Source organism: Sphingomonas sp. (genome assembly GCF_042096255.1).
Taxonomy (GTDB): Bacteria; Pseudomonadota; Alphaproteobacteria; order Sphingomonadales; family Sphingomonadaceae; genus Sphingomonas.
This window is the reverse complement of record NZ_JBELLZ010000068.1, coordinates 1-19,526: the sequence shown is the minus strand read 5'-3', so window position 1 is coordinate 19,526 and position 19,526 is coordinate 1. Positions and strand designations below refer to the sequence as shown.

General features: G+C 68.4%; 20 protein-coding genes and 1 pseudogene. 9 read left to right on the top strand and 12 right to left on the bottom strand.

Annotated features, from left to right (window positions below):
* The 3 genes and pseudogenes from ACFDTH_RS12800 to ACFDTH_RS12790 form a co-directional block, all read left to right on the top strand.
* Positions 1-499 (top strand): annotated as a pseudogene (locus ACFDTH_RS12800) (hypothetical protein); the annotation flags it as partial.
* On the top strand, positions 496-1,002 hold the full coding sequence (locus tag ACFDTH_RS12795; protein WP_375287922.1) for a DUF2141 domain-containing protein: 507 nt from the start codon (positions 496-498) through the stop codon (positions 1,000-1,002). The pseudogene ACFDTH_RS12800 and the gene ACFDTH_RS12795, both read left to right, overlap by 4 nt.
* A gap of 6 nt (positions 1,003-1,008) precedes the next feature.
* Entirely contained in the window at positions 1,009-2,187 is a 1,179-nt protein-coding gene (locus ACFDTH_RS12790) for a glycosyltransferase (RefSeq protein WP_375287921.1), read from the top strand.
* Here ACFDTH_RS12790 and ACFDTH_RS12785 read toward each other — a convergent pair.
* Both ACFDTH_RS12785 and ACFDTH_RS12780 read right to left on the bottom strand, forming a co-directional pair.
* Positions 2,135-3,592: a glycosyltransferase 87 family protein gene (locus tag ACFDTH_RS12785; RefSeq protein WP_375287920.1), complete on the bottom strand. Its 1,458-nt coding sequence runs from the start codon at positions 3,590-3,592 to the stop codon at positions 2,135-2,137. The two genes, ACFDTH_RS12790 and ACFDTH_RS12785, sit on opposite strands and share 53 nt — an antisense overlap.
* 381 nt (positions 3,593-3,973) lie before the next feature.
* Positions 3,974-5,071, bottom strand: a complete 1,098-nt coding sequence (locus tag ACFDTH_RS12780; RefSeq protein ID WP_375287919.1) for an inositol-3-phosphate synthase — start codon at positions 5,069-5,071, stop codon at positions 3,974-3,976.
* 193 nt (positions 5,072-5,264) lie between these two features.
* On the opposite strand from ACFDTH_RS12780, the gene ACFDTH_RS12775 reads away from it, so the two are divergent.
* The gene (locus tag ACFDTH_RS12775) at positions 5,265-5,795 is read left to right on the top strand and encodes a superoxide dismutase family protein (protein ID WP_375287918.1); all 531 of its coding nucleotides are present in this window, start codon (positions 5,265-5,267) and stop codon (positions 5,793-5,795) included.
* Here the strand turns inward: ACFDTH_RS12775 and ACFDTH_RS12770 are convergent.
* A complete protein-coding gene (locus tag ACFDTH_RS12770; protein ID WP_375287917.1) occupies positions 5,783-7,030 on the bottom strand; it encodes a dicarboxylate/amino acid:cation symporter in 1,248 nt (415 codons plus the stop codon). The genes ACFDTH_RS12775 and ACFDTH_RS12770 overlap by 13 nt on opposite strands.
* A gap of 126 nt (positions 7,031-7,156) precedes the next feature.
* Here ACFDTH_RS12770 and glmM point away from each other — a divergent pair, with 126 nt between their 5' ends.
* The gene (gene glmM, locus ACFDTH_RS12765) at positions 7,157-8,497 is read left to right on the top strand and encodes a phosphoglucosamine mutase (RefSeq protein WP_375287916.1); all 1,341 of its coding nucleotides are present in this window, start codon (positions 7,157-7,159) and stop codon (positions 8,495-8,497) included.
* A gap of 128 nt (positions 8,498-8,625) precedes the next feature.
* On the opposite strand, the gene ACFDTH_RS12760 is transcribed toward glmM, so the two are convergent.
* From ACFDTH_RS12760 to ACFDTH_RS12745, 4 genes are read right to left on the bottom strand one after another with little or no spacing between them, the layout of a single operon-like run.
* Positions 8,626-9,375, bottom strand: coding sequence for an NYN domain-containing protein (locus ACFDTH_RS12760; protein WP_375287915.1), 750 nt, complete (start codon positions 9,373-9,375; stop codon positions 8,626-8,628).
* A gap of 58 nt (positions 9,376-9,433) precedes the next feature.
* Positions 9,434-9,676 carry a hypothetical protein gene (locus ACFDTH_RS12755; RefSeq protein WP_375287914.1) on the bottom strand — a complete coding sequence of 81 codons (243 nt, stop codon included), beginning with the start codon at positions 9,674-9,676 and terminating at the stop codon, positions 9,434-9,436.
* A 50-nt stretch (positions 9,677-9,726) separates the two neighbouring features.
* The gene (gene greB, locus ACFDTH_RS12750; RefSeq protein ID WP_375287913.1) at positions 9,727-10,212 is read right to left on the bottom strand and encodes a transcription elongation factor GreB; all 486 of its coding nucleotides are present in this window, start codon (positions 10,210-10,212) and stop codon (positions 9,727-9,729) included.
* On the bottom strand, positions 10,209-12,164 hold the full coding sequence (locus ACFDTH_RS12745) for a lytic transglycosylase domain-containing protein (RefSeq protein ID WP_375287923.1): 1,956 nt from the start codon (positions 12,162-12,164) through the stop codon (positions 10,209-10,211). The genes greB and ACFDTH_RS12745 overlap by 4 nt, the downstream gene beginning before the upstream one ends.
* A 127-nt stretch (positions 12,165-12,291) precedes the next feature.
* Here ACFDTH_RS12745 and dapA point away from each other — a divergent pair, with 127 nt between their 5' ends.
* Positions 12,292-13,176: a 4-hydroxy-tetrahydrodipicolinate synthase gene (gene dapA, locus ACFDTH_RS12740; RefSeq protein ID WP_375287912.1), complete on the top strand. Its 885-nt coding sequence runs from the start codon at positions 12,292-12,294 to the stop codon at positions 13,174-13,176.
* Between the two features lie 47 nt (positions 13,177-13,223).
* Here the strand turns inward: dapA and ACFDTH_RS12735 are convergent, their stop codons facing one another.
* Positions 13,224-13,346, bottom strand: a complete 123-nt coding sequence (locus ACFDTH_RS12735; RefSeq protein ID WP_375287911.1) for a hypothetical protein — start codon at positions 13,344-13,346, stop codon at positions 13,224-13,226.
* A gap of 107 nt (positions 13,347-13,453) precedes the next feature.
* Between ACFDTH_RS12735 and ACFDTH_RS12730 the strand changes: the two genes are divergently transcribed.
* Complete coding sequence (locus tag ACFDTH_RS12730) at positions 13,454-13,636, top strand: hypothetical protein (RefSeq protein WP_375287910.1); 183 nt, start codon at positions 13,454-13,456, stop codon at positions 13,634-13,636.
* 6 nt (positions 13,637-13,642) lie between these two features.
* On the opposite strand, the gene ACFDTH_RS12725 is transcribed toward ACFDTH_RS12730, so the two are convergent.
* From ACFDTH_RS12725 to ACFDTH_RS12710, 4 genes are all read right to left on the bottom strand, one after another.
* A complete protein-coding gene (locus ACFDTH_RS12725) occupies positions 13,643-15,313 on the bottom strand; it encodes a glycosyltransferase (RefSeq protein WP_375287909.1) in 1,671 nt (556 codons plus the stop codon).
* Between the two features lie 8 nt (positions 15,314-15,321).
* A complete protein-coding gene (locus tag ACFDTH_RS12720) occupies positions 15,322-16,134 on the bottom strand; it encodes a sulfotransferase domain-containing protein (protein WP_375287908.1) in 813 nt (270 codons plus the stop codon).
* A gap of 32 nt (positions 16,135-16,166) precedes the next feature.
* The gene (locus ACFDTH_RS12715; RefSeq protein WP_375287907.1) at positions 16,167-17,510 is read right to left on the bottom strand and encodes a hypothetical protein; all 1,344 of its coding nucleotides are present in this window, start codon (positions 17,508-17,510) and stop codon (positions 16,167-16,169) included.
* A gap of 76 nt (positions 17,511-17,586) precedes the next feature.
* Positions 17,587-18,135, bottom strand: a complete 549-nt coding sequence (locus ACFDTH_RS12710; RefSeq protein WP_375287906.1) for a hypothetical protein — start codon at positions 18,133-18,135, stop codon at positions 17,587-17,589.
* Between the two features lie 178 nt (positions 18,136-18,313).
* On the opposite strand from ACFDTH_RS12710, the gene ACFDTH_RS12705 reads away from it, so the two are divergent.
* Together ACFDTH_RS12705 and ACFDTH_RS12700 are read left to right on the top strand one after the other, a co-directional pair.
* A complete protein-coding gene (locus ACFDTH_RS12705) occupies positions 18,314-19,078 on the top strand; it encodes an NUDIX domain-containing protein (RefSeq protein ID WP_375287905.1) in 765 nt (254 codons plus the stop codon).
* Positions 19,079-19,137: 59 nt separating this feature from the next.
* Positions 19,138-19,526, top strand: a 389-nt coding sequence (locus ACFDTH_RS12700; protein WP_375287904.1) for an extensin family protein, incomplete at its 3' end; no start/stop codon positions are given.

Sequence of the window (19,526 nt, the reverse complement as noted above, 5' to 3'; positions counted from 1 at the left end):
TCTATCCGGCATCGTCGGCAACGGCGCGACCTTGCTGTTGTGCTTGGTCGCGCTACCGCTCGGCTACAGGCTGATCCCGGCAGCCTATGTGTCGCCGATCATCGCGTCTGCCGCGGTGACGCTGCTAGTGCCCGCAGCGCTGCTGCTGTTCTCGCGCCGAATTTTCTCGCTGCCGCGGCACGATCTGTGGGTGATCTTCGGCATCCACGCGGTGCGCCTTGCTGCCAGTACCCTGCTGCTTGCGCTGGCGTGGCATTTCGCCATGCCCAGCGTCGCGGTGGGTATGTGGCTGATCCTCTCCGCCGGACGGTTGCTCGTTTCGCGCCTGCCCCTGTTGCCCAACAAGGATCTGGTCTTCGCCAGCGCCGCGATCCTGATCGTCGGGCAGGATCAGGAACTTACCGGGATGATCGCCTTCACCACCGCCTTGCAGTTGCTGCTCCACGCCGGCGTTGTGGTTGGGTTCAGCATGCTGAGCGCAGTGGAGGCGCGGCGATGAAGTATCTAATTTCTTCTCTGGCAGCGATGCTGCCAATGCCTGCCGCCGCTCAGCTGCTCGGCGACACCGCTGCCTGCCGCTCCGGCGGACCCGCAATCCAGGCTGACATCACCGGCCTCAAGGATCGGCGCGGCACGCTGATGCTGGAGCTCTATCCGGCGACCGAAGCGGATTTCCTGGCCAATGACTCGCGACTGCGCGACGCTGGCAAGACCTTCCGCCGCATCCGCGCCGATCCGCCCGCCTCCGGCACCGTTTCGCTGTGCGTTCGCGTGCCGGCGCCGGGCACCTACGCCCTGTTCCTCCAGCATGATCGCGACGGCAAGAACAAGTTCAACTTCTGGAGCGACGGGGCGGGCGTGCCGGGCAACCAGCGGATCGGGCGCGCCAAGCCGACGCTGGCGCAAGCACGCGTGACGGTAAGCAGCGGCGTCGCGACCGTGCCGATCACCGCGCAGTATCTCCACGGCTTCCCTCCCTCGTTTGGGCCGCTGCGGAAGTAGTCGGCGGTGCGGATCGTCGACGTCAACGAGCTCTACTCGCCCTCCGGCGGCGGAGTGCGGACCTATATCGATCGCAAGATCGGCATCATGGCCGATCTGGGCCACGAACTGATCGTGGTCGCACCCGGCAAGGAAACTTGGGTGGAGGAGCGCCCCGGCGGCGGGCGCATCCACTATCTCGCCGCGCCGCGCCTGCCGCTGGACGACAACTACGGCCTGTTCTGGGACCGGGAGTCGGTCACCGCGGTGCTGGATCACTATGATCCCGACGTGGTGGAATGTTGCTCGCCGTTCCGGATCCCGTGGATCGTTGGCGACTGGCAGGGACGTGCGGTCAAGTCCTTCTTCATGCACAATGACAACATGGCCGCCTATGCGCAGCGCTGGTTCGAGGATTTCGCCAGCCACGAGGCGATCGAGCGGGCGTTCAGCTGGTACACGCGCTACATGGCGCGCTTCCTCGACAAATACGATTGCGTGGTGACCAACGGGCCGGCGCTGGAGAAGCGCCTGCGCGCGCGCGGCCTCAGGATCGATGCCGCGATGCCCCTGGGGATCGAGCGGTCGCACTTTTCGCCGGACCTGCGGGACGAGCGGCTGCGCGAAGCCCTGCTCGCGCAGTGCGGGCTGGGGCCGGAAGGGCTGCTGCTGCTCGGCCTTGGCCGGCATCACCCTGAAAAGCGCTGGCCGCTGATCGTCGATGCGGTGGAGCGCGCGGGCGCGGAGGCGCCGGTAGGCATGGTGCTGATCGGCCAGGGGTTCGAGACCGCTCGGATCACCCGCCGGATCGCGGGATCGCCGCACCTGCGCATGTTCCGCCCGGTCTATGACCGCGAGCGGCTGTCACGGATCATGGCGAGTTGCGATGCGCTGATCCACGGGTCGGAAGCCGAGCCGTTCGGGCTGGTCGCCTCAGAGGCGATGGCCTCGGGCCTGCCGCTGATCGTGCCCGACACGGGCGGCTGCGCCGAAGTGGCCGATCCCCATGCCTCCGAACTCTACGAGGCGCGCAACCCGGAAGCGTGCGCGGCGGCGATCCTCCGGCTGGCGCGCCGTGACCGCGCGATGCTGCGCCGGGCGGCGGTGGTCGCGGCGGCGAGCGTGCGCACCGATCGCGAGCACACCGTGGACCTCATGAATTACTACGCGGCACAGGTGGCGGCGAAGCGGCTGCGGGCGGCCTGAGCCACAGGGTCAGCCGCTCGGGCAGTGGGTAGGCCTGGTAGCCGTTCGTCCGTGCCCAATGGTCGAGCATCGCGTCCAGGCGCGCGTCGCCGCTGGTCCACGCTTCCGCCCCCGTGAGCAGCGCGGGCGGCCGCCCCATCAGATGAAGGCGGCGGTGCGAAATCACGTCGAACGCGCGTTCGTCCGACGTGTCGAGCAGCGCCCGGCTGCGAAAATAGAACGGGCCGGCGGCGAAGCGCGGGTCCGGACTGCGGCCGGCGAGCAGTTCGGGCGCCAGCGTCACCACCCCGTCGCCGATGCCGACCCGGTCGAGATGGTCGTCCACCGTGTCGGCGGCGCGGACCGCGGTAGGCATCGCGGGGCGACCCGAGGCGAGCGCGACGATCGTGGGGACGAAGCCGATCACCGCGAAGGCGGCAAAGGCCATGCGCAGGCGAGGGCCGGGCGGGTGGCGGGTCAGCATCACCGCCAGCCGGACGAACAGCACCGGCAGCAGCGGCAGCAGATATTGCCGCCAGGTCGGCGCGGGCAGCACGCTGGCGAGCACCGCCGCCGCCAATAACACGTCGAATGCGCGGCCCGCGCGCCAGCGGCCGCGCAATGCGACCGGGATCGCCAGCAACGCCGGGCCGAGCGCAAGGAACTTGAGCGTGTCGATTGTTCGCGCGCCCAGGCCGGTGCGCCAGCCGCGCCCGGTGGCGGCGTAATATTCCTCGGGCGCCAGCGCGGGGAAGGTGACGGTGCCGAACCAGAAGGCGGCAGGATCTGACCAGGCGGAGGACGCCACGCCAAGGAGGATAGGTGCGGCGCCGGCGGCGATCCACACGGGGCGATGGCGTCGGTCCACGAGCGCGTAGAGCGCGTAGGCGCCCGCCGGCAGCGCATAGGACACCTTTGCCGCCGCCGCCGCGGCCAGCAGCAGCCCCGCAAGCATCGCCGAGCCGCGCGTCGTGGTTCCGAATTCGGCGCGCGCGATCGGGATCAGTGCGGCGGCGAACAGCGCGGCGGGCAGGGCGTCGTTGCGCGCCGTGCCGACGCTGAACAGGAAGATGTCGCAGGTGGCGAGCAGCGCCGCAGCCGCGAGTGCGGGCGCATGCGCGGCGCCGGCCCGGCGCGCGGCGACGAACACGCACAACACCATTCCCGCCCCCAGAAAAGCATTGGCGAGGCGCAGCGCGGGCCAGACCCACTCGTCCGCCATTGCGGCGAGCGGCGCCAGTAGCACGGGTTGCAGCGGCGTCTGGAGATAGGCGAAGTCACGATACGGCAGGTGACCATCCGCGACGAGCAGTGCCGCGGCGACATATTGGCTCTCGTCATGGTTGAGCGGCCGCGCCCAGGCGAGTGCCGCCAGCAGCAGCACGAATGCCGGAAGCACGAGGGGGAGGCGCAGGCGGGCGGGCATCCGCATCGCCTAGCATCGCTTGCGTCTCCGGAACATTGCCGGCGTACGGCATTGCCCACCCGACGCCCCGCCGTGGCGACCCGGAGCCAATAAAGTTCCCTCTTTTGAAAACTTGGTATGGTGCCGGTATGGCAGCGCCGGCCAGGCCGTTAACCAAGTGACGGCGGCGCGCGGAATGGGGTCAGCCTCGCATTCCCGCGCGCCGCCGGAGCACCCCTCCTCGGCGCGGCATCGCTTCTTGACTCGGCGTGCCTGCTGCCTGTTCGAGGCTTAGGTGCGCCCGTCCGACGCGCCAAGCCTGTTAAACGTGCACCCTGCTCGAAAAATGATCAGTGTAGCCGCTTTGCAACATCTGGTATGCTTTACTCCGACAAGCAGCCGCTATTCCGCGGCGCGCTGGTCCGCGATGAACGCGTCGGTCAATTGCGCGGCAACATCGTCGGTGAATTGCTGGGGCGGATGCTTGCAGAAGAAGGCGGACGGTCCTTCCAGCGGACCCGCGACCCCGCGGTCGAGCGCGAGCTTGCAGCAGCGGATCGCATCCACCACTACCGCCGCCGAGTTCGGGCTGTCCTCCACCGACAGGCGTAGCTCAAGGTGCATCGGCACGCCGCCGAACAACTCGCCCTCCAGCCGCAGGAAGGCGAGCTTGTTGTCGCCGAGCCAGGGGATGTAGTCCGAGGGGCCGATGTGAATGTTCTCCTCGGCCAGCCGCTCGGCGAGCACCGCCTGCACCGCTTCGGTCTTCGATTCCTTCTTGCTCGACAGGCGGGTGCGGTCGAGCATGTTCATGAAGTCGGTGTTGCCGCCGGTGTTGAGCTGGTAGGTGCGGTCCACCGCCACGCCGCGCTGGCGGAACAGGTTGGAAAGCACGCGGTGGACGATGGTGGCGCCGACCTGCGCCTTGATGTCGTCCCCCACGATCGGCAGCCCCGCCGCCTCGAACCGCGCCGCCCATTCCGGGCGCGAGGCGACGAACACGGGCATGCAGTTCACCACCGCAACGCCTGCGGCAAGCGCGCATTCCATGTAGAAGGCGGTCGCTTCCTCGCTGCCCACCGGCAGGAAGTTAACCAGCACCTCCGCGCCCGAATCGCGCAGCGCGGCGGTCACCTCGTTGGCGGTGGCGTCGGCGGTGTCGTCCAGCGCGAAGCCGCGGTCGTTGGCGGCGGTCATGTGCGTGGCGACGCCGTCGAGCCGCGCGCCCATCCGCACCGACACGCCGGTCGCGGGCACGTCGGCGTGGAACACCTTGGTGCAATTCGGCTTGGCGAAGATCGCCTCGCCCAGGTCGCGGCCGACCTTGCGCGGATCGACATCGAAGGCGGCGACGAACTCGATATCCGCGACCCGATAGCCGCCGATCTCCTCATGCATCAGGCCTGCGGCGGTGTTGCTCCTGGCGTAATGATATTTGCCCTGGACCAGCGAACTTGCGCAATTGCCCACGCCGATAACCGCGACCTTGATCGTCCCCATTTCACCTCATCTGCCGCGCAGGCACGGCTGTTCATCGATCGTTGCGGCGGGGTAACGTCCCGGACGCTTTGTAGCTCCCGTCTTTCGCCTGTTCCGCGTGCAAAGACAATGCGATGTCGCATCACGCGCCATTGGCCGGAACTTGCGCCCGACGTGGCGGGTTCGATTGCGGAACGGTTGAGGAGGCGAAACGATGCGCATGGGGGTGGCCGCGGCGGCGGCAATGGTTCTGCTGGCGGGCTGCAACGAGGACGGACCGAAGACCGGCATGCCGGTCGAGGGCGGGGCCAAGGCGGTGGCGATGCTGCGCACTGCGCAGGGCGCCGAGGCGGGACGCGCTTCCGCCACCGAAGTCGCCGGCGGGCTGCGTTTCGCAGTCGAGGTGGCGGGGCTGCCCGCGGGGACGCACGGTGCGCATGTCCACACCACCGGCCGCTGCGACGCGCCGGACTTCACCACCGCGGGCGGGCACTGGAACCCCACGCAGATGAAGCACGGCTCGATGAACCCACAAGGGCCGCATCAGGGCGACATCCCGAACCTCGAGATCGGCGCAGACGGCCGCGGCACCGTCGCGGCGACAGTGCCGGGCGCGACCATGGCGGCGCTGATGGATCAGGATGGCGCCGCCTTCGTAGTCCATGCCGGTCCTGACGATTTGATGACCGAGCCGAGCGGCAACAGCGGTGGCCGGATCGCCTGCGGCGTGTTTCAGCCCAGCTGAGCCTCACCCTGCTTGAGCGCGTCGCGCGCGAGCAGGGCAGTGGTGGCGACATCCATCATCACGTTGCCGAGCGTGCGCATGATGTCCGGGATCGTCTCCACCGCGACCAGCAGCCCCAGCGGCGCGACAGGCGCGCCGATGGTCGCCGCGACCGGCGCGATCGCACTGACGAAGCTGACCGTGCCCGGCAGGCTTACCGAACCCAGCGAAGTCAGCGTCGCCACCATCGTGCCCAGCGCCAGCGTGGTCACGTCGAGCGGCCGATCGAACCAGGTGGCGACGTAGATGGCCACCGCGAAGTTCATCGCCGGGCCGGTGGCGCGGAAGATCGCCACCGCCAGCGGCAGGGTGACACCCGCGGTCGCCACCGGCACGCCAAGACTACGCGCGCCCGCCAGCATTGCGGGCAAGGAGGCGAGCGAGCTCTGCGTGCTGATCGCCACCGCTTGGGCCGGCAGCGAGGCGCGGGCATAGTCGCCGAGGCGCACCCGCGCGCCGAACACCGCCAGCGGATAGGCGAAGAGGCTCCAGCAGCCGCCCACCGCTACCACCACCAGGATGTAATGGACCAAGGCGCCGAACGCGCCCGATCCCGCCCGCGCGCCCACCAACAGCGCCAGCGCGAACACACCAACCGGTCCGATCCACAGCACCCAGCCGATCACCACCAGCATCGTCTCGCGCACCGCGGTGAAGACGCGGGTGAGCAGGGTGCGCAGCTCCGCGTCGATCCGGGTCAGCGCAAAGGCGAACACCAGGGCGAAGATGATCAGGGACAGGAACGCGCTCTCGCTCGCCGCCTTGATCACGTTGGCGGGCACGATGCTCGCGAAGAACTCGCCCAAGGGCGGTGTGGGCGGCACCGCCTCAACCCCGGTCAGCGCGGCGCGCAGCGCGGCGGCGCTATCGGCCGGTAGCGGTGCCAACTGCAGGAACAGCGGTGTCAGGATTGCTGCGGTGACCGCGGAGGCGAACAGCAGCCCGACGTAGAGCGCGATCGCGCGGCCGGCGAGGCGGCCGGCCTGCGCCGCCTCCGCCGTCGCGGCGACGCCGGTGACGAGCAGCGAGACGACCAGAGGCACGATCGTCATCTGGAGCGCATTGAGCCAGGCATGGCCGATCGGCTCGGCCACCGCGATCGTGCCGGGTACTGCGGCCGGTGCCCAGGCGGCCAGCGCGATGCCGCCGGCGAGGCCCGCCACCAGCGCCAGAAGGATGCGGATCGAGGAGGACATCGGCTTTCGGCAACTCCAGGTCGACCCGGACTTGTGCCAAGGCCTACCGAACGGCAAGGAAATCGGCCGTACAGCTAGGCGAGCCGTGGATGCCGGCACAAGGCCGGCGTGACGGATGGGACGGATATGGCACGCAAATATTTCGGCACGGACGGCATTCGCGGGCTGACGAACCTTTCGCCGATGACGGCGGCGATGGCGATGAAGGTCGGCATGGCGGCGGGCACCTATTTCCTGCGCGGCGACCACCGGCACCGGGTGGTGATCGGCAAGGACACGCGGCTGTCCGGCTACATGCTGGAGAATGCGATGGTCGCCGGGTTCACCGCGGTGGGCATGGACGTGGTGATGACCGGGCCGCTGCCCACCCCGGCGATTGCGATGCTCACCCAGTCGATGCGCGCCGATCTGGGCGTGATGATCTCGGCCAGCCACAACCCTTATGCCGACAACGGCATCAAGCTGTTCGGGCCGGACGGCTACAAGCTCTCGGACGAGGCTGAGGCGGCGATCGAGGCGATGATCGATGGGCAGGTGGCGCTCGCCCCGGCGGCGGACATCGGCCGCGCCAAGCGGATCGAGGATGCGCGTGGCCGCTACATCCACTTCGCCAAATCGACCTTTCCCACCGACCTCCGGCTGGACGGCATGCGCATCGTTGTCGATTGCGCCAATGGCGCTGCCTATCAGGTCGCGCCCTCCGCCCTGTGGGAGCTGGGCGCGGACGTGGTGGCGATCGGAGTCACCCCCAATGGCAAGAACATCAACGACCAGGTCGGCTCCACCCACCCGCAGACGCTGGCCGAGACGGTGGTGGCGAGCGGCGCCTCAATCGGCATCGCGCTCGATGGCGATGCCGACCGGCTGATCGTGGTCGACGAGACCGGCACGGTGGTGGACGGCGACCAACTAATGGCGACGATCGCCGGCGGCTGGGCGCGCGAGGGCCGGCTGCACGGCGGCGCGCTGGTGGCGACGGTGATGTCCAACCTGGGGCTGGAGCGGCACCTTTCCGCACAGGGAATCGCGCTTGCCCGCGCCAAGGTCGGCGACCGCTATGTGCTGGAGCGGATGCGTAGCGACGGGTGCAATGTCGGCGGGGAACAGTCCGGCCACATCATCCTGTCGGATTATGGCACCACCGGCGACGGGCTGGTCGCCGCGCTCCAGATCCTCGCCGAGGTGCGGCGCGACGGCCGGCCGGCGAGCCAGGTGCTGCGCCGCTTCGATCCGGTGCCGCAGTTGCTGAAGAACGTGCGGTTCTCCGGTGGCAAGCCGCTCGAGGCGGATGCGGTCAGGGCGGTGATCGCGGAAGCGGAGGCGGAACTGAGCGGCACGGGCCGGCTGGTGATCCGCCCCTCGGGCACCGAGCCGGTGATCCGGGTTATGGCCGAGGGCGACGACGCCGCGCAGGTGGAGGCGGTGGTGGACCGCATCTGCGACGCGGTGCGCGTCGCGGCGGGGTGAGGCTGAAGGGCGTTGTCCAAACCAACCGTTCGTGCTGAGCGAAGTCGAAGCACATGCGCAACGTTCGCCCATGCCCTTCGACTTCGCTCTGGGCGAACGGAGGTCGAGAAGATCAGTCGTAAATCGCCCTACCGCGTCCGCTTCACATAGACGCGGCCGTCGTCGCGCCGCTCGGTAGAGAAATTGGGCACCGACTGGATCAGGTCCGACAGGCGCTTGAAGCCGTAATTGCGCACGTCGAAGCTGGAGCGGTTGGCGGCGAGCTGGCCCATCGCCGACAGGCTGACATAGCCGCGCTCGTCGCGCTTCACATTGTCATAAGCGTCGATGAGCAGCTTGAGCAGGTCCTCGCCCACCGTGCCCGCCTTCGCCGGCGCGGGCTCCTGTGGAGCCGGGTCGCGGCTCGCCGCCACTGGCGTCGCGGTCTTGGTCGACGTCAGCACGTCCACGTCGATGAAGCGCGTGCAGGCGTTCTGGAACGCGGCGGGCGTCTTGGCCGAGCCGAAGCCATAGACCTCGCACCCGTCCTGCCGCAGCCGCATCGCCAGCGGCATGAAGTCGCTGTCCGACGACATGATTCCGAACGCCTGGACCCGCCCACGATAGAGCAGGTCCATCGCGTCGATGGTCATCTTCATGTCCGTCGCGTTCTTGCCCTTGGTGATGTCGAACTGCTGCTGCGGTTCGATGCCATGCCGCACCGTCATGTCGCGCCAGCCCTTGAGGCCGGGCTTGGACCAATTGCCATAGGCCCGGCGCACGTTGACGTTGCCGAGCTCGGCGGCGAGCACGGTCAGCACCGGGTCGAGCGCGTGCCAGGAGGCATTGTCGGCGTCGATCAGCAGGGCGACGCTGCGGGTGGGGGTATCGTCGGGCACCGATTCCTCCTTCACCCTCGGCGGGCGGCGGTCAACCGCCCCGATCTCAGCCTGAGCCTCAGCCGTTGCTGCCCCGGCGATCGCTGTCATAGGCGACGCCGGCATCGATATCGTCCTGCTTGGTGGCGCGGGTGGTGCCATCCGGGTCATCGACCTGCTTCAGGTCCGCCTGGCTGCCGACATCGCGGGCAAGCGCGCCGCCGCTGGTGCCGGTGATCGCATCGCCGGCGGGGATCATGCCTTCGATAATGTCGGTGTCGTCATTGTCGCGGGCGGTCTGGGTGCGGGCGTTCTCGGCCATCGGGACTCTCCTTAGGGGAGGAGAACCGGCGAGCCTTCGTGCCCGTTCCGTCAGGCGGCCGGATAGGTGATGGCGATCACCTCATATTCGCGCTCGCCGGCGGGCAGGGCGACGCGGCGGAGGTCTCCCATGGCGGCGCCGCGCAGCGCCCGGGCGAGCGGCGCGTTCCAGCCGACCAGCCCCTTGCCCGCATCCGCCTCGTCGTCGCCGACCAGGGTCAGCGTCCGCTCGGCATCGTCCTCGTCCGCAATCGTCACGGTGGCGCCGAAGAACACGCGGGCGCGATCGGGCGCGGCGGCGGGATCGACCACCTTGGCCGCCTTCATCCGCTTCGACAGCCATCCGAGCCGCCGGTCGATCTCGCGCAGCCGCTTGCGGCCGTAGATATAGTCGCCGTTCTCGGACCGGTCGCCATTGCCCGCCGCCCAGGCGATCGTCTCGACCAGGGCAGGCCGCTCGGTGGCGAACAGCTGATCGTACTCGCTGCGAAGCGCGGCATAGCCGGCGGGGGTGATGTAATTCGGGCGATCGCTCATCCCGGGCGCCGCTGGCCGAGATACCAGCTGAGGTTCGCGGGGCCGCGGCTGCGCGCGCGGCCGGGGTTCATCAGGTCGTACACCACCGCATTCTCCAGCACGCGCTGCACATAGTTGCGCGTCTCCAGATAGGGGATCGCCTCCACCCAATCGACCCAGTCGACCCCGCCGGTGCGCGGATCGCCGTTGGCGCGCAGCCACTTGTTCACGTTGCCTGGCCCGGCATTATAGGCGGCGATCGCGAGCGGATAGCTGCCGTAGATGCCGTAGATCCGCTGGAAATAGCCGGAGCCGAGCTGGATGTTGTAGCTCGTGTCGCGGGTCAGCGCGCTGGCGTCATAGGAGAGGCCGAGCTTACCGGCCTGCTCGCGCGCGGTACCCGGCATCAGCTGCATCAGCCCGCGCGCGCCGGCGTGCGAGATGGCCGCGCGATCGAACTGGCTCTCCTGGCGGGCGATGGCGTGGATCATCGTCCAATGACCCTCGTGACCGGACGGGACCGACACGGTGGGAAAGGCGTTGGCGCTATATTCGGTCAAGCCGTTCTGCATCGCCGAACGGCCGACCAGCACCGCCAGATCGGGGCGGCCCATGCGGTCGGCCAGTTCGTCGGCGAGGTGGTGGTCGACATCGCTCTCCGCGGCCGCGGCGATCTGCTTCACGAAGGCGGTCTGATCCTGCCAGTCGCCGATCGAACCGAGGAACTGCGCCGCCTGCACCACCTCGCGGTTGAAGAAGGCGGCGCGCGTCGCCGGATCGATCGCGGGGCGGGGGGCGGGCGGCGGGGCGACCAGTCGGCCGCCGAGCCGCTCGATCGCGAGCTGGCCATAATATTGGTCGCGATAGCCCGCGGCACGCTGGAGGAAGGCGTCGCGATCGGCGCTGCGCCCGGCAGCCTCGGCGGCACGGCCCGCCCAGTAGAAACCCTTGGCGCGGGTCTGCGGCGCCTGGCTGCCGCGGCCGTAGCGATCGAACATGGTCATTGCGTCGGCGGGGCGGCGCAGCTCACGCATCGCGGTGGTACCGGCGAGCCAGACGAGCGAGGTGTAGTCGTCGCGCTCGCCATAGGGCATCTTGGACACGTCGGCGCCGGCGGGCAGCGCGTCATCGACCTGGCGGGCGATGTCATAAGCGGTCTGCCATTGGCGGTCGCTGGCGGCGGCGCGCGCGTTGGTAAGCAGCACCTCGTAAAATTCCTCGACGTCGCCCGGCCGAGTCATGCCGTTGCGCGTGCGCGCGAGCCAGGAGCGGGCGCTGGGCGAGGCGCCCATGTTGCGCAGCCAGGTGGCCTTATCGGCGACATAGCCCGCGTCGCGCGCGCCGATCGCGTCGGTGGTGGCGGCGAGGTCGGAGGCATTGGGCGCACGGGTGCGGAAGGCGATCCGCGCCTCGAATAACGGGCGCCGCGCGGGCGAGACGAGCGGCAGCAGCCGCTGCGCCTGGCCGGTGTTGCCCTGCCACAGCAGCATGTCGAGCCGGACGTCGTGATCAGTCGGGGAGAGCGCGCCGGCGAACTGGGTGAGAACGGTCGATTCCTCGGTGCTGCTCAAGGTCCCGCGCCGCCAGGCGGTGCGCGCCGCCTCGTTCGCCTCGGTGGCGCGTCCGCTTGCCGCCAGCGCGCGCGCATAGGCGACTCCGCCGGCGGCGGTCAGCGGCGGATAGCGGCGGAAGAAGGCCGCGACGCTACCGGGGCTGCCCGATCCCAGCCCCGCCTGCCGCTCGGCCGCGCGGCGGTTCGCCGCCTCGCCGGGCCAGCCGGGATGCGCTATGAGGAAGCCGGCGTAGCTGTCGAACGGCAGGCTGTCGGTCTGCTGGAGAGCGCGCCAGGTCGCCAGCGTGGACGCGAGCGAAGGCGCCGCCATCGGCCCGCGCGGCTGGTAGGCCGGGACGCCGCCCTGCGCCCGATTGGCCTGCTGCGTCTCGTACGCGCCGTCCTGCCCCACCAGCATCATCAGGGCCGCGCCCGCAAAAAGTCCGATCACCGTTCCCGCCTTCAAATTCCGCCTCGTGTGGACAGGATAGCGATCCAACCCGTATCTGTCCTGAACGTCTCGCCGCTTCCGGCGTCAGGAGCATGACATGTTTTCCGGATCGATCCCGGCGTTGGTGACCCCGTTCCAGGCCTCAGGCGCGCTCGACGAGACAGCCTATCGCGATCTCGTCGAGTGGCAGATCGCCGAAGGCTCCTCGGCGCTGGTCGCGTGCGGCACCACCGGTGAGGCGGCGACGGTGACCTTCGACGAACAGTTCGCCATCGTGCGCATCTGCGTGGATCAGGCCCGGGGCCGCGTGCCGGTGATCGCCGGCGCCGGCTCGAACGACACGCGGGTCGCCGCGCAGAACATGCGCGCGGCCAAGGACGCGGGCGCGGCGGCGGCGCTGATGGTGCCGCCCTATTACAACCGCCCATCCCAGGAGGGCATCTTCCGTCACTTCGAGGCACTGGCGCAGGACGCGCCGCTGCCGGTGATCCTGTACAACGTGCCCGCGCGCACGGTGACGGACATCCTGCCGGACACGCTGGTGCGTATCGTCCAGGCATTTCCCAACGTGTTCGTAGGCGTGAAGGACGCCAGCGGGGTGCTCCAGCGCGCGTCGCAGCATCGCGCGGCGCTGGGCGCGGATTTCTGCCAGCTTTCGGGCAACGACGATCTCGCGCTCGCCTTCAACGCGCATGGCGGGGTCGGCTGCATCTCGGTGACTGCCAATGTCGCGCCGCGGCTGTGCGCGGACTTCCAGCGCGCCTGCGCCGACGGCGACTATGCGACAGCGCGTGACCTGCACGACCGCTTGTTCGCGCTGCATGTGGCGCTGTTTACCGACGCCTCACCGGGCCCGGTGAAATATGCCATGACGCGGGTGCGCCCCGGCTTCCCCGAGGCGTTGCGGCTGCCGATGACCTGGCCCTCCGAAGCGAGCCGCGCGGCGGTCGACGTGGGGCTGGCGCGCGCCGGGGTCGCCTGACCGGCTACAGCATGCTGCGCTACGCGGGTTCCTCCTCTGCGTCGAAGTCATGGTGCGCGTACATAAAGGCACACCTCTTCGGTGAGCGGGCGCGCCTTTTCGCGCGGGTCGGCAGCAGCGTTGAACATCTTGGTCACCGCCTTCCAGTCGGCGAGCGGTGATAGCGTCACCACGCCAACAAACCGGTCCGCTATGGAGATTTAACCATTGTCGGCGATCTTTCAGTTACCGTTTTTCCCTGAACTTCGATCAGGCGATAGACGGAGGATGTACGCGGATGGCCGCCCACCCGGATGCCGAATACCATTTCAGCCGTGAGGCGCAGGAACTGCGCCACGCCTGGCGGGCGGGCAGCAAGGAGGTTCGGCAACTGCATTTGGATCTCGCCAACCATCATCGGGCGACGGGGCTTGCCTGCCTGCTCGCCCGTCGGTCCGTCATCGCGGCAGAGCCGGCCTGACGCGCCTCAGGCGCTGGCCCTGGCGAACTCCGTACGCGCAGCCAGCCGGTCGACATAGGCACGCGGCGCGTTCCGTTTCGCATAGCGGCGGCCCATCCGGAGTGCACGTTGCTGGATCTCGGCTCGATTGCGCAGGATGTCGCAGACGGCGCGGGCCCATTCCTCCGGGGTGCGGCATGCGACTACCACGCCCTCGTCGGTGAATTCCTCGACGATCGTGCCGGCCGAGCCGAGAATGATCCGGCCGGCGGCAAGCGCCTCGGCGATGATGCCTGAGCCGCGCACCGCGTAGTTCTCGGGGCGATAGGGGAGCAGCACCACGTCCGAACCGACGATCAGCCGGCGGTATGCGTCGTCGTCCAGCGTCTCGTCGATCGTCTCCACCATCGGTACCGCGGCGATCGCCTCCAGCGCCGCCTGCAACGGCTCGTTCGCTCCGCCGAAAGGGGCCACACGCTGGACGATCAGGCGCACCGACCTAGGCGGGACGGCGGCGGCGATGGCGGCAAGGATGGCGGGCAGTTCCAGCGGTCCCTTGTCCAGTCGCGCTTCGCCGACAAAGGCCAGCGTAAGCGGGCCGGCACGCTCGCTGACCGCGTCCGGCGTCCATGCCGGGGCGGGCAGCGGCAGCGCGCTGACCGGCTTTCCTAGCCTTGACGACAGCAGGCTGGCGAGCGCGCTGGTCTCTGCCCACAGGAAAAGCCGGTCGCCAAAGGCGGAATGGTTCCCCAGTCGTGCGAGGTACCAGTCCAGTTCGCGCCCTGCCTGGCGTGCCGGCATGTGCCGGGTTTCGTACGGTGTCGACAGATGCACGACACCACGCGGCATACCATCGGCGAGCATCGTGTCGAGCGCGCGGACGAAATGGCCGTCAGTGGTCTGAACCAGGTAGTGCGTGGTGGGGGTGTCATATTTGTCGATCACCGCGCGCCAGCCCCGCGCGATCTCCGGGGACAAGTCGGCCCCTTGCTGCTCCGCCACGGAAAGGTCGAATACCGAGGTCTCGAACACGCCCTCCATTTCCACACCCTTCGGAACGCTGGCGCGATCCAGGCGGCGATTCGCCGCCCACACCACCCGCGCACCAGCCTGAAGTGCACCGGTGGTGATACGTTGGGCAACCGGCAGGTAGTGGCCGCGCTCGCCGGTAAGATTGTTGTCCAGCAGCACCAGCGTGTTGAGGCGACGACGGCGCGCCAGGGTGTAATCGGGGAGGGGATCGTGGACGATCGGAACGCGCGCCATGATCTCCGCAGGGGGAAGATCGGAGGACAGGCGATGCAGGAAACCGCGCTGCGCCAGGCGCCGCCGCACCATCTCGCCGGCGTCCGGATCGCGTAGCTGCAGCCACACGGCTCGTGCCGCATCCAGCAGAGCCGGCGCGTCGAGTTCGATCAGGCGCACTGTCGCGGGATCGACGAAGCGGAGCATCAGGCCATCTTCGGCTGCCGCCACGATCGCGGCGGTGGCAGCGATCAGGGTATCAAAGGTCTGCTCCTGGCCCGCGGATCGCAGCAGCACGGCGCCCTCATCCAGGATGAGATTGTGGACGGCTCCCTCGCCGAACACCTGGACGAGCAACGCGGCGGCCGGCTTGCGGGTGATGGTGACGATGCGGGGCGGTGCGTGCCAGCCGCCGGTCATTCGGTGCACCGCGGCGATTGCGGGGGTTGTCACGGGCAGCCTCAGTCGACGTAGTCGTAGAGGCGGAGATATTCAGCAAACAGGCCGTTCAATCGATCGATCGTGTCGGCGGTCAGGTGCGCCTTGTAGTTGCCGGGAGTGACCTGGCGGACATGCTGGTCGGGTCGCTCGACATCGGGGCGGATGTCGAATCGATCGGCGATCGCGTCACGCCGGTCGGCGGGAACGTCCCACTCCAACCAATCGCAAATGTCCGCCAGCCAGCCCCGCTTGTCGAAGATAACGTCCTCGTAGCGATAGGTCACCACGTTCGACCGCCACAGGAAACCCTGCGCCAGATAGCCCTCGAACATGCGTGTGTACTGGATTGCCGCGGCATGGATCACCCAGGCATCGATCGGCACCGACGCGACATTGGCGCGAGCCTTCTCGAACTCGGCCCGGGCACCGCCTTCGGCACCGCTTCCCTCGGGCAGCACGTGGCTCTTCATCATCGAGAAGTAGAGCGACACCGCCATGTCGCGCGGATCACGCACCAGGAAGATCGACTTGGTCGAGTGCAGGATCGGGATCGGATAGGCGGGAAACTGGCGGAAGCCGCCGTAGCAATAGCCTTCCTGACGAAACAGGTTCCCCACGTTCGAGGGCCGGTTGTTGACGCTGATGTCACCGGCAAAGAGCGCATCCTCAACCGAGAAGTAGGTCAGCCCCGCTTCGGGCGCGAGTACCGACAACATATCGTACAGCAGCGTGCTGCCGGCCTTGGCCAGCGAGAAGGCCAGCGCGCTCTGCCGGTCCGATCCGGGTTCCGGCGGCTGGATCGGCTGGTAGGCACCGGAAGGCTGGAAGCGCATGGAGTGTCCCTGAATGCGACAAGAGTCCGCAATCAATGCATGAATTCCCGCAGCCGCCAAGCCTGTTCGCCGTCGCCAACGGCGATTGCGACATCCTCGACGACGATCGGCTGCGGCTCCGGAGTCTGGCGGAGCACCACAAATACCACGCTGAGATAGTTGAACCGGCGGTCCAGGACGAACTCCGCCTTCACCCTGCGTGTCCCGTCCTCCTTGGTGAAGGCGCGCTTGCGTTCGATGGTGCCGCCCGACGGCTCGCGCAGGTCGACGCCGATGATCTGCGCCGGATCCCCGCGCAGTTGGAAGGTGATGGTGACGAGGTCGCCGGGCTCGAACGACTGGGCGGAGGGCCAAAGCGAGCGGCTGAACGTCGCCTCCGGCGACGTGAGCACGAGCCGCCCGTCCTGCAGCATCGCCTCGCTCAGCCGCGGCTTGCCCACCGAATAGCGCCCGCGCCGGTGCGCATTGTCCTGCGCGACGGGGCCGTGCGCGACGGTTGCGGCTGGAAAGCGCTGGATCAGGTGGTTGCGCGTCCAGACATAGTCGCCGGATTGTTCAGCGTGACCACCGATGTTCACAATGGTGTCGATCAGCCTGAACTTGTGCAGCACCCCGCGTGAGACGATCCAGTCGTGATGGCCGGCATAGTCCATCTCCTCCCGGTTGAGGAACGCCTCCCACGCGCAGTCATAGGCGAGGTCGGGATCATCCTTCTCGATATAGTCGAGCATCCACGGCCACAGGATCTTGTCCAGGAAGGTCCAGAATTCCGGATCGCCGACCTGGTAGAGCGCGTTACCGTTGATGTGCCGCGCGACCCGCCACAGCAGCGGCGAGGCGCCGCTGTAATGGGCGCCAAGCACCCAGGCGTCCTCATGCCGCTGGCAGGTGCGCGTCAGCCGGCGCAGCCAATTGGGCACCAGCGGCACGCAGTCCGTTTCCATCAGGAACACGAAGCGCGCTTCGTCGCGCAGTGCCTTCATGGTCTCGTAGAACATCCAGTTCGGGCCGGACTTGTAGCCGTATTTCGGCGCCGGTCCGGTCGGCTTGCGGATGTACTTGTCTTTCTCGGGCGGCAGATCGAGGAAACGGACCTCCATGGCGGCGAAGGATTCGCGCACCCTGGGCGCCTCCTCGAATGCATCGCGCAGCCGCTGCTCGATCGAAGGGTCGGGTGCGCAATTGAACGAGAAGATGAAGCGCGGCTTCTCGTGTCCGGGGAAGGGAGGGCCGGGCGGCAGATCCGCGTCCCAGGTTGCGAAATTGCGGATTGCCAGGTCGAGTTCGCGCGGGATCAAAGGGCAGACGATCGCGCTCAGTGGGTTGGCATCCGTCTTTGCCGCATTCGGTGCGGCTGGTGCCGTCCCACTGTCCATCGTTCCGCCCCGACCTGTGTGTTCGCCGGGCGGTATCGGATCAAGCCGCATGTGATGCAACCGCCGGAACGCACGGTTAGCGTGCGTCGGTCAGCCAGGCCGGATGGTCGTGGATGCTGGCCAGCGCGAGGCGGCGCAGCCGCACCGTCACCGCGCCGGCACTGCCTTCCGCCCGGCGCACGCTGAGCACAGGCTGGATAAGCCGCGATTCGCCGCCTGCCATGCGGGCTGCGGCCACGGGCACGGTGCCTCGGTCGAGCGGCACGGAGCGGGTCGCCTGACCGACATAGGTGCCGCCAGAGATCCATTCGCGCAGGATCAGGAACGCGGCCGATACGCCCGACTGGCGCACCATCTCCATATCCATCCGCAAGGCGAACACATCGTCGGCCTGCACCGGCACATAATCCGCCAGCACCACGCTGACGAACGGCGCTGCATTGGTGGTGTTGAAGGCCAGCGTCACCGTGATCGACGGCCCGTCGGGACCGAGGTCGATCGCCTCGACAGTCACGTCGTCGGCGTTCTCGTTCGACCAGCCCTGCGGCAGCTTACCGTTGGCATGGATGGAACCCTCCCGCGCGAATCGGAAGCGCGAGAACGGCGGCAGGCTGTTCGACGTCATGACCTTCGGTTCCCCCTAGGAACGGACTGCTGCTGCACCGCAAAACGCTTCCGAAACGATCGAGTCAAGTCGAGTCGTGATAATCGTGCCGATCCGCGCAGTTGTCAGGCCGAATGGTGGGCACGAGCAGGCACGAGACGCCGTTGCCGGTTCCCCGTAACGTCCCTACACCCATGGCATGGAGAGCGAGACATTGCCCGATGCCATCCCGGCGGCAACCCTTGTGGTCTTCCGGCACCGCCAAAGCGATGCCCCCGAGGTGCTGATGGTGGAACGCGCCAAGGCGATGGTGTTCGCGGGCGGCGCGATGGTCTTCCCGGGCGGCCGGATCGATCCCGCCGATCAGTTGCTGGGCGCGACCATGGCAGAGGATGCGGACGAAGCCGCGGCGCGGATCGCGGCGATCCGCGAGACGGTCGAAGAGGCCGGCTTGCCGATCGGCCTCAATCCGCTGCCCGGTTCGGCGACGCTCGCGAGCATGCGGCGTGCACTCCACGACGGCGAAGCGTTCGGCAAAGTGCTGGCGGACGCGGGCGTTTCGCTGGACCTTGACGCCTTGGTGCCGTTCGCGCGGTGGCGCCCCGCTCACCGAGACATGCGGGTTTTCGACACCCGTTTCTATCTTGCGGAGCTGCCGGCGGATGCTCCCCGCGCGACAGTCGACGCCACCGAGAACGTCCGGCTGGTCTGGATGAATGCGCAGGCGGTGCTGGACCAGGCCGATCGGGGGGCGCTGCGGATTATCTTCCCCACCCGCCGCAACCTGGAGCGACTGGCGCGCTTCGGCAGTTTCGCGGAGGCGGTGTCCGATGCGGCGGCGCACCCGGTGACGGTGGTGACTCCCTGGACCGAGGATCGCGACGGCGACCCTCACCTGTGCATCCCGGAAGGGATTGGTTACCCCGTCACCGCCGAACGGCTCGAAAGCGCCTCGCGCGGCTGATGCAGGCGCTACGCCGCTGGGCGGTGCGACTGTTAATCGCCGGAGCGGTCGCAATCGCAATGCTCGTTGGCTGGAGCACCCTGCGCGGGCGATCGCAGGACCTGCCCTGGACGCCGCTGAACCTGGGGGAACCGGTCGGCCTGTTCACCGGGCGCAAGATCGTGTCGCTGGGTGAGGATTTCCCCCGTTGCCGGGCCTTGCTGGAACGCGCCGGCGTGCGCTTTACGGTGCTGCCGCCCTTGCGGGACGGCCAGTGCAGCTATGCAGACGGGGTGCGGCCCGCTACCGGCGGCGCGCTGCGCATCGGGTTCGAGCCTGCCGGCCTGGGCGTCGCCTGCCCGGTCGCAGCCGGGCTGGCGATGTGGGAGTGGAACGTCATCCAGCCGGCCGCCCAGCGCCTGCTCGGCACGCAGGTGACCGCAATTCGCCATTTCGGCAGCTATTCCTG